Raw genomic sequence first — 8443 nt, forward strand, 5'->3', positions numbered from 1 at the left:
GGTTATGCAATGTTATGCAATCACTTGTCGAGATCAGAGAGGAATCTGAAGCTGAAATAGCTTCAGCTACCAGCTTAACTGCGGCTGAACTTTTTCAGATATTGATGTGATCCAGATCTAAAAGAAAACGATTGCGCGAAACGGTTGCGTAAGTTGTGTTTTCGTTTGTGATTTATGTCACGTTTGTGATTAAACTTTCACTCCCTTTCCTTGGAAAGTGTGATGGCGGCATTACTTTATCGGCCGCTGCGTTAGTATAATGCGCCGGACTCTTAAAGAGCCAAATTGTCGAGACGCCAAACTTAACTAAAGGGATGCCATAAACTATGAGCCTGTTTATGAGCCTGGTTGGGATGTTAGTACTGCTAGGTCTAGCTGTTCTACTATCTGATAACCGTAAAGCTATTAATCTACGTACTGTTGGTGGCGCATTTGCCATCCAATTTTCATTAGGTGCATTTGTTCTGTATGTACCTTGGGGTAAAGATGTTCTTGGTGCTGCGAGTAGCGGTGTTCAGAGCGTCATTGATTTTGGTAACATCGGTATCGAATTCCTATTCGGTAGCCTAGTGAACTTCTCTGTTGAAGGTATTGGTTTTATCTTCGCATTTAAAGTTCTGCCAACAGTAATCTTCTTCTCTGCACTAATCAGTGTTCTTTACTACCTAGGCGTTATGCAGGTTGTAATCAACGTTCTTGGTGGTGGTCTGAAGAAGGTACTTGGAACCTCTAACGCAGAATCAATGTCTGCAACAGCTAACATTTTCGTTGGTCAGACTGAAGCACCGCTAGTTGTGCGTCCGTTTGTACCAAAAATGACGCAGTCTGAGCTGTTTGCCGTAATGTGTGGTGGTCTAGCTTCGGTTGCTGGTGGTGTTCTTGCTGGTTATGCAGCAATGGGGGTACCTCTAGAGTACCTGATTGCAGCATCTTTCATGGCTGCACCTGGTGGTCTGTTGTTTGCTAAAATCATCAAGCCTGAAACAGACGAGCCTGTTGAGCAGCTTGGTGGTGACGAAGCACAGGGCGACGACAAGCCTGCTAACGTAATTGATGCAGCTGCTGGCGGTGCGTCTGCTGGTATGCAACTGTCTCTAAACATCGGCGCAATGCTATTGGCATTCGTTGGTCTGATTGCTCTTATTAACGGTATGCTAGGTGGCATCGGTGGTTGGGTCGGCATGCCGGACCTAACTCTGGAACTGCTACTTGGTTATGCATTCCAGCCTCTTGCATTCCTAATCGGTGTTCCATGGGCTGATGCAAACATTGCTGGTTCTTTCATCGGTCAGAAACTGATCCTGAACGAATTCGTTGCTTACCTGAGCTACGTTCCTTACCTAGGTGAAGCTGCTCCTGCAGTTATCTCTGAAAAGACAAAAGTAATCATCTCTTTTGCTCTATGTGGTTTTGCGAACCTGTCTTCAGTAGCAATCCTACTTGGTGGTCTTGGTAGCATCGCTCCAAACCGTCGCCACGACATTGCACGCTTTGGTATGCGCGCAGTAGCTGCAGGTACATTATCTAACCTAATGTCTGCAACTATCGCTGGTCTGTTCTTCTCACTAAGCGCAATGTAATCACTGACTCGTTCAGCTGAATGATAAACGCCACGGCTATGCTGTGGCGTTTTTGTATCTGTCGATTTCGAGCTTCAATTCTGTCCGTCTCTGTTCTTGAACCGTTTAGTTGGCTATCAATTACTATTAGCTAGGCTTCGGCAGTTGAAGTTAGAGTAACCATTTAGCCGCAATTCACCTCTTTATTCTGCGACTTTTGCTGCGCATTTCCTTCGCCACGATTTGAATAATTATTTATCCAGGCTGATATATTTTTTCGAGTTGTGCCACTGGCCATTTGACACTTCCCTCCAGGTTCAAATTTCAGTGCTTCAGCCCCTCAATATTGATCAACAGATTTGGTAAAAACTTGTAACGCGCTCATTTTTTGTATCATAAAATCGATTGCGCTCCGGTTTCTGCCATATTCCTTTGCTACCATCATTTCACGTTGCAAGCGACACCTCAGTATCTGCAGGCTACACTTTGTTTGTTTCTGTAAAAGACAGAGAGAAACGTTATGAGTGAAGTCATACTAGCGCTGATAGCTGGGTTTATCGTCGGGGTCTTGTTTTCCGCGATAAAGCTGCCGATACCGGCACCGCCGGTCCTCTCCGGAGTGATGGGAATTTTCGGGGTATACGCAGGGGGTATTGCTTATCAGTGGATTGTGGAACGTTTCTTTACTTAAATAGGATTTTTGAGTAATAACATATGTTTACAAGCTTTTATTGCGGTAAACACATTATCCACCACTGGAAACACGACTTTGATGGTGAGGCGTACTGGAGCTTGGTATTATACGTGAGCACCATCATTAACTGACGATTGCTGTTTCAGCGTTTCCCCGTCGTGATGGGAGTACTGTCACGGTTTGCTGGACGGCATAAAAATTTGCAAGGGCTCAGGTTACCTGAGCTTCTTGCGCGGTGAAATGGATATCAATCAGGTCGGCAATCTCGCATTGTTTTCCTGAGTCTTCAAGGAACCAAGTCCGCTCATCTAACTGTTCGCTGTAGGCGGGCCGTTTGACGGTATAGCAACAGATTGCCGTCAAGCGTATGGAACAGTTTCTATAAGCTTGGTAGAAAATAACTGGACTGGAGATAGTCATGAGCGATTTAAAAGCTGCTGCACTACGTGCACTTAAACTAATGGATCTTACCACTCTGAACGATGACGACACTGATGCAAAAGTGATCGAGTTGTGTAAGAACGCGAAAACACCTGTAGGCAACACAGCAGCTATCTGTATCTACCCACGTTTCATTCCTGTAGCGAAGAAACAACTGCGTGAGCAAGGTACACCTGAAGTCCGTATTGCAACTGTTACTAACTTCCCACACGGTAACGACGATATCGAAATTGCAGTAGCAGAAACTAAAGCTGCCGTTGCTTACGGTGCGGACGAAGTTGACGTTGTATTCCCATACCGTGCCCTAATGGCGGGTAACGAAGAAGTGGGTTTCGAGCTGGTTAAGCAGTGTAAAGAAGCTTGTGGCGACATTCTGCTGAAAGTGATCATCGAAACTGGTGAGCTGAAAACAGAAGAGCTAATCAAGAAAGCATCTGAGCTGTCTATCAAAGCCGGTGCTGACTTCATCAAGACATCAACAGGTAAAGTGCCTGTTAACGCAACACCAGAATACGCTGAGATCATGCTGAATGTGATCAAAGAGATGGGCGTAGCGAAAACCGTTGGCTTCAAGCCAGCGGGTGGTGTTCGTACTGCTGAAGACGCACAGCAATACCTAGACATGGCTGACCGTATTCACGGTGCAGAGTGGGCTGACAGCATGCACTACCGTTTTGGTGCATCTAGCCTGCTAGCTAACCTACTTCACACTCTAGGTGAAGGCGAAAAAGCAGCTGAAGGCGGCTACTAATCTAATCCCGTAAGGTGGCATTTATTGCCACCTTACTTTTTTTGCCTGTGACTATTTACTGTTTGGTTCTTGCCCGGCTGCGGCGCGAGCGGCACCTGTGCGGCTGAGAATCATACTGTGAACCAGTTTTTCCAATGAAAATGGTTACGCAAGGTAAATTGTCATCTGCCCTATATTATTATCTGACCGGGGAATACCATGTATTTACCACAAGAAATCATTAGAAAAAAACGCGACAACATCGAACTATCTGCAGACGAAATTAACTTCTTTATCCAGGGTGTCGCTAAAGACACTGTTTCTGAAGGCCAGATTGCTGCTTTTGCGATGGCAATCTACTTCAATGACATGACCATGAACGAGCGTGTAGCCCTAACATGTGCAATGCGTGACTCTGGCATGGTGATCAACTGGGATCACATGAATTTTGACGGTCCGATTGTTGATAAGCACTCTACCGGTGGTGTTGGTGATGTAACATCGCTAATGCTTGGCCCAATGGTGGCTGCTTGTGGTGGTTATGTACCAATGATTTCAGGTCGTGGCCTGGGCCACACCGGCGGTACGCTGGACAAGCTAGAATCTATTCCTGGCTATAACATTACGCCGACCAATGAAGTATTTGGTCAGGTGACAAAAGATGCTGGCGTGGCAATTATCGGCCAGACTGGCGATTTGGCACCAGCGGACAAGCGTGTATATGCTACTCGCGATGTAACCGCAACTGTTGACAACATCTCGCTGATCACGGCATCTATCCTGTCTAAGAAACTGGCTGCCGGTCTTGGCTCGCTAGTTATGGACGTTAAAGTTGGTTCTGGCGCCTTCATGCCAACTTACGAAGCATCTGAAGAGCTGGCAAAATCGATTGTTGCCGTAGCAAACGGTGCAGGTACCAAGACGACCGCATTGCTAACCGACATGAACCAGGTACTGGCTTCTACTGCGGGTAACGCACTGGAAGTTCGTGAAGCCGTTCAGTTCCTGACCGGTGAATACCGTAACCCTCGCTTATTTGCCGTGACCATGGCATTGTGTGCCGAAATGCTTGTAAACAGTGGCTTGGCTACTGATTTGGAACAAGCGAACGCGAAACTGCAGGAAGTACTGGATAACGGTAAAGCCGCAGCGTGTTTCGGTAAGATGGTTGCAGGTCTTGGTGGCCCGGCTGACTTCATGGAAAACTACGACAACTACCTAGATAAAGCAGAAATCGTGAAACCTGTTTATGCCGAGAGCACAGGTTATGCATTCGCGATGGATACGCGTGGTCTGGGTATGGCAGTTGTGGGTATGGGTGGCGGTCGCCGCGTTGCATCCGACACTATCGACTATGCAGTGGGTCTGAGCGACATGATTGCACTGGGTACCGAAGTGACTGCTGACACCCCGCTAGCGGTTATCCATGCGCGTACCGAAGCACAATGGGAAGAAGCAGCGAAGGCTGTTCGTGAGAACATCACGATTTCAGAGCAGAAGCCTGAGCCTACTCCTGAGGTTTACCGTCGCGTTCGCCCTGAAGATGTTTAATGGAGTCAAAATGAAACGTTCAATTATTCTGGTACTCGATTCTTTCGGTGTCGGCGCAACAGAAGATGCTGTTGATTTCGGCGATGTAGGTTCGAACACCCTGGGTCATATTGCAGAGCAGTGTGCCCGTGGCGAGGCTGACAACGGCGACCGTAGCGGTCCGCTTAACCTGCCTAACCTGAACAAGCTGGGTCTGGGTAAGGCGTGTGAAGAGTCATCAGGTACTTTCCCTGAAGGTCTTGACGCGGCTGCTGAAATCACCGGCGCGTATGGCCATGCCAAAGAGCTGTCTTCAGGCAAGGATACTCCGTCAGGTCACTGGGAAATCGCCGGTGTACCTGTACTGTTTGACTGGGGTTACTTCACTGATCACTCAAACAGCTTCCCGAAAGAGTTGACCGATCGCATTCTTGAGCGTGCTGGCCTGCCAGGTTTCCTGGGTAACTGCCACGCATCAGGTACCCAGGTTCTTGATGACCTGGGTGAAGAGCACATGAAGACAGGTATGCCTATCTTCTATACCTCTGCTGACTCTGTATTCCAGATTGCCTGTCACGAAGAGACATTCGGCCTGGATAACCTGATGGAGCTTTGCCAGATTGCTCGTGAAGAGCTGGAAGAGTACAACATCGGCCGTGTGATCGCGCGTCCGTTCATCGGTGCTGGCAAAGGCCAGTTCGAGCGTACCGGTAACCGCCGTGACCTTTCTGTTGAGCCGCCAGCAGCAACTGTGCTGCAGAAGCTGGTTGACGAGAAAGGCGGTGACGTTGTTTCTATCGGTAAGATCTCTGACATCTATGCCGGCTGCGGTATCACTAAGAAAGTGAAGGCGACTGGTATTCCGGCACTGTTCGAAGCAACACTTGAGCAGATCAAGGAAGCGGGTGACAACACTATCGTATTTACCAACTTCGTTGACTTCGATTCAGCCTACGGCCACCGTCGTGATGTTGCTGGCTACGCGGCTGCACTGGAATACTTCGATAAGCGCCTGCCTGAGATCATTGAGCTGCTTCAGGAAGACGATGTATTGATCCTGACTGCCGACCACGGCTGTGATCCAACATGGGAAGGTACTGACCACACCCGTGAGCACATCCCTGTTCTTGTAACAGGTCCTAAAGTGAAAGCGGGTTCACTGGGTCGCCGCGAGACATTCGCCGATATCGGCCAGAGCCTGGCTGAGTACTTCGGTACGTCAGACATGGAATACGGTAAGTCGTTCCTGTAACGCATATAACATATCCCTGCCGCTGTTTCGTTCTATAGTTGTTATAGTTCGAAACAGCAACCTAATACTAATGACAGCCGTTGGTTAGAATCGGGCCGACGGAGAAATGGAAGGAAATTTCGATGGCTACTCCACATATTAATGCAGAAATGGGTGATTTCGCAGACGTAGTTCTGATGCCGGGTGATCCGCTACGTGCCAAGTACATTGCTGAAACGTTCCTGGACGATGCAAAAGAAGTTTGTAACGTTCGCAACATGTTCGGCTACACAGGTACGTACAAAGGCCGTAAGATCTCTGTAATGGGTCACGGTATGGGTATCCCTTCATGCTCAATCTACGCGACTGAGCTGGTTAAAGATTTCGGCGTGAAGAAAATCATCCGCGTTGGTAGCTGTGGTGCAGTACGTGACGATGTAAACCTGCGTGATGTTGTAATCGGTATGGGTGCATCAACTGACTCTAAAGTTAACCGTATCCGTTTCGGTGACCACGATTTCGCTGCACTGGCTGACTACGGCATGGTGCAAAACGCAGTAGAAGCGGCGAAAGCGAAGGGTATCGACGTTAAAGTAGGTAACATCTTCTCTGCAGATCTGTTCTACAACCCTGATTTCGACTTCTTCCAGACTATGAAGAAATACGGCATCGTTGGTGTTGAAATGGAAGCGGCTGGCATCTACGGCCTGGCAGCAGAGTTTGGAGCTAAAGCACTGACTATCTGTACGGTTTCAGATCACATCCTACGTGGTGAAGCAACTACATCTGAAGAGCGCCAGCTGACGTTCAACGACATGATGGAAATTGCACTGGAATCTGTTCTGCTAGGTGATGCTGAATAAGCACGCTTGATAGGATATGTAAAAAAGACGGCCTAGGCCGTCTTTTTTTATACGCGAACATCGGTGACGAGCTTCTAGATAAGAGTGACTAGCCCCTCGTACCTGTTGTTAATCTTTGGCATTTGACGTCAGCAGGAACGGGAAGTGCCAGATATCTTTGCGGCGGCCGAAGGTGAAGGCCAGCAGGAAGCCGATGAACAAGGCGGCCAGTATTAGTCCCCGAATGATATTGGTCATGTATTCAACCTGGCTGGCGGCATCTTCCAATAGCTTGCCGTGCTCCAGAGTGATACGGACAAAACCAATCACCTGCTTGTCGGCCATAACCGGCTCGACAATTTGCTGGCGGCCGAAGCTGGCAACGGACAGCGGGGTCGAAATTCCCGTAACCTGCTCCAATGGCATCGCCTCTTCTGTTTTGGCGACAGCGATACCCTCCAGATCGTAGATGCTGGCATCAAGAATGAGTGGCTCCTCGGAGAGCTGCTGAACCAGCGCCTGAAGCTTGTCCTGATTGTTATCAAGAATATCTTTGGCTGCCGTTCCGGCGGCTTGCCGAACAATAATGCGTGACAGAGACTGGGTCTGCTCGCTGAGTGCCCGGTAGCTGCGGAGGTTTAAGTCCGAGCCATATTCCAGCATGGTAACCAAGCCGCCCAGGCAGGCTATCAATACCAGGAGTTGCCATGTTCGCTGTAGTCGCGTTTTTTTCAGTATCATCATATCAACATATAGTGGAATCTAAGCCGAAATGCACGAATGCCATATTGGGGCTTGCCCTAATAAATTGCAATAGGGTACTTTGGTAGCAGTGGATTAATATGACCAAACTTAAACATGGATGTAGATAGCGTGCTAAAAGTTAAAAAACACACTTCGCTGCAACAGCGCTTCCCCAGTATAAATTCAGCCTCTAACCTGATAAGACAACAAGCCGGCTTGTTGGTTTACGGGCGGCGGATAACGCCTGAGCTGCTGGCGGACATTGCGGAGTATGTCGGTGATGATCTGGATGTGGTCGCCGCATGGAAGGTGGGATCGTATGATGCATTGCTGATCCGGGATGAACTGTCGGCCTTGTTGGAACAGGCTCTGATCCACTTCCGGTTAGACTATGCCTCTACCAGCGATCTGCCGGATCTGTCCGAGCCCGGTCTTGTGGTGATGGATATGGACTCGACAGCCATTGAGATCGAATGTATCGATGAAATTGCCGTTCTGGCCGGGGTCGGGGAGCAAGTCGCCGAGGTGACAGAGCGGGCAATGCAGGGCGAGCTTGATTTTGAACAGAGTTTGCGTCAGCGAGTGGCAACGCTGGCGGGTGCTGATGAATCGATTCTGGAATCCGTGCGCTCGACACTGCCGATGATGCCGGAGTTGCGCGAGCTGGTTGCA

8 protein-coding genes are annotated in these 8443 nt (G+C 48.7%); 7 read left to right on the top strand and 1 reads right to left on the bottom strand.

Translation table 11 applies throughout. The features are described 5' to 3' along the window. The first annotated feature begins 326 nt into the window (after positions 1-326). From MHN01_RS09115 to deoD, 6 genes are all read left to right on the top strand, one after another. Positions 327-1580 carry a NupC/NupG family nucleoside CNT transporter gene (locus tag MHN01_RS09115; protein ID WP_239411067.1) on the top strand — a complete coding sequence of 418 codons (1254 nt, stop codon included), beginning with the start codon at positions 327-329 and terminating at the stop codon, positions 1578-1580. Between the two features lie 499 nt (positions 1581-2079). Further along, positions 2080-2250 (top strand): XapX domain-containing protein, encoded by a 171-nt coding sequence (locus MHN01_RS09120; protein ID WP_075762504.1) that lies wholly within the window; start codon positions 2080-2082, stop codon positions 2248-2250. A 421-nt stretch (positions 2251-2671) separates the two neighbouring features. Then, positions 2672-3445, top strand: a complete 774-nt coding sequence (gene deoC, locus MHN01_RS09125) for a deoxyribose-phosphate aldolase (protein WP_239411068.1) — start codon at positions 2672-2674, stop codon at positions 3443-3445. Positions 3446-3643: 198 nt separating this feature from the next. Then, positions 3644-4975: a thymidine phosphorylase gene (deoA, locus tag MHN01_RS09130; RefSeq protein WP_239411069.1), complete on the top strand. Its 1332-nt coding sequence runs from the start codon at positions 3644-3646 to the stop codon at positions 4973-4975. A gap of 10 nt (positions 4976-4985) precedes the next feature. After that, positions 4986-6206: a phosphopentomutase gene (gene deoB / locus MHN01_RS09135; RefSeq protein WP_239411070.1), complete on the top strand. Its 1221-nt coding sequence runs from the start codon at positions 4986-4988 to the stop codon at positions 6204-6206. 122 nt (positions 6207-6328) lie between these two features. Beyond that, positions 6329-7048: a purine-nucleoside phosphorylase gene (gene deoD, locus MHN01_RS09140; protein WP_160649674.1), complete on the top strand. Its 720-nt coding sequence runs from the start codon at positions 6329-6331 to the stop codon at positions 7046-7048. A 108-nt stretch (positions 7049-7156) separates the two neighbouring features. On the opposite strand, the gene MHN01_RS09145 is transcribed toward deoD, so the two are convergent. Continuing rightward, a complete protein-coding gene (locus MHN01_RS09145) occupies positions 7157-7771 on the bottom strand; it encodes a YtjB family periplasmic protein (RefSeq protein ID WP_075762498.1) in 615 nt (204 codons plus the stop codon). A gap of 114 nt (positions 7772-7885) precedes the next feature. On the opposite strand from MHN01_RS09145, the gene MHN01_RS09150 reads away from it, so the two are divergent. Continuing rightward, a partial coding sequence (locus MHN01_RS09150) for a DUF5609 domain-containing protein (protein ID WP_255725120.1) occupies positions 7886-8443 on the top strand: 558 nt, incomplete at its 3' end.

The organism is Photobacterium sp. OFAV2-7 (assembly GCF_022347985.1).
In the GTDB taxonomy this organism is placed as follows: Bacteria; Pseudomonadota; Gammaproteobacteria; order Enterobacterales; family Vibrionaceae; genus Photobacterium.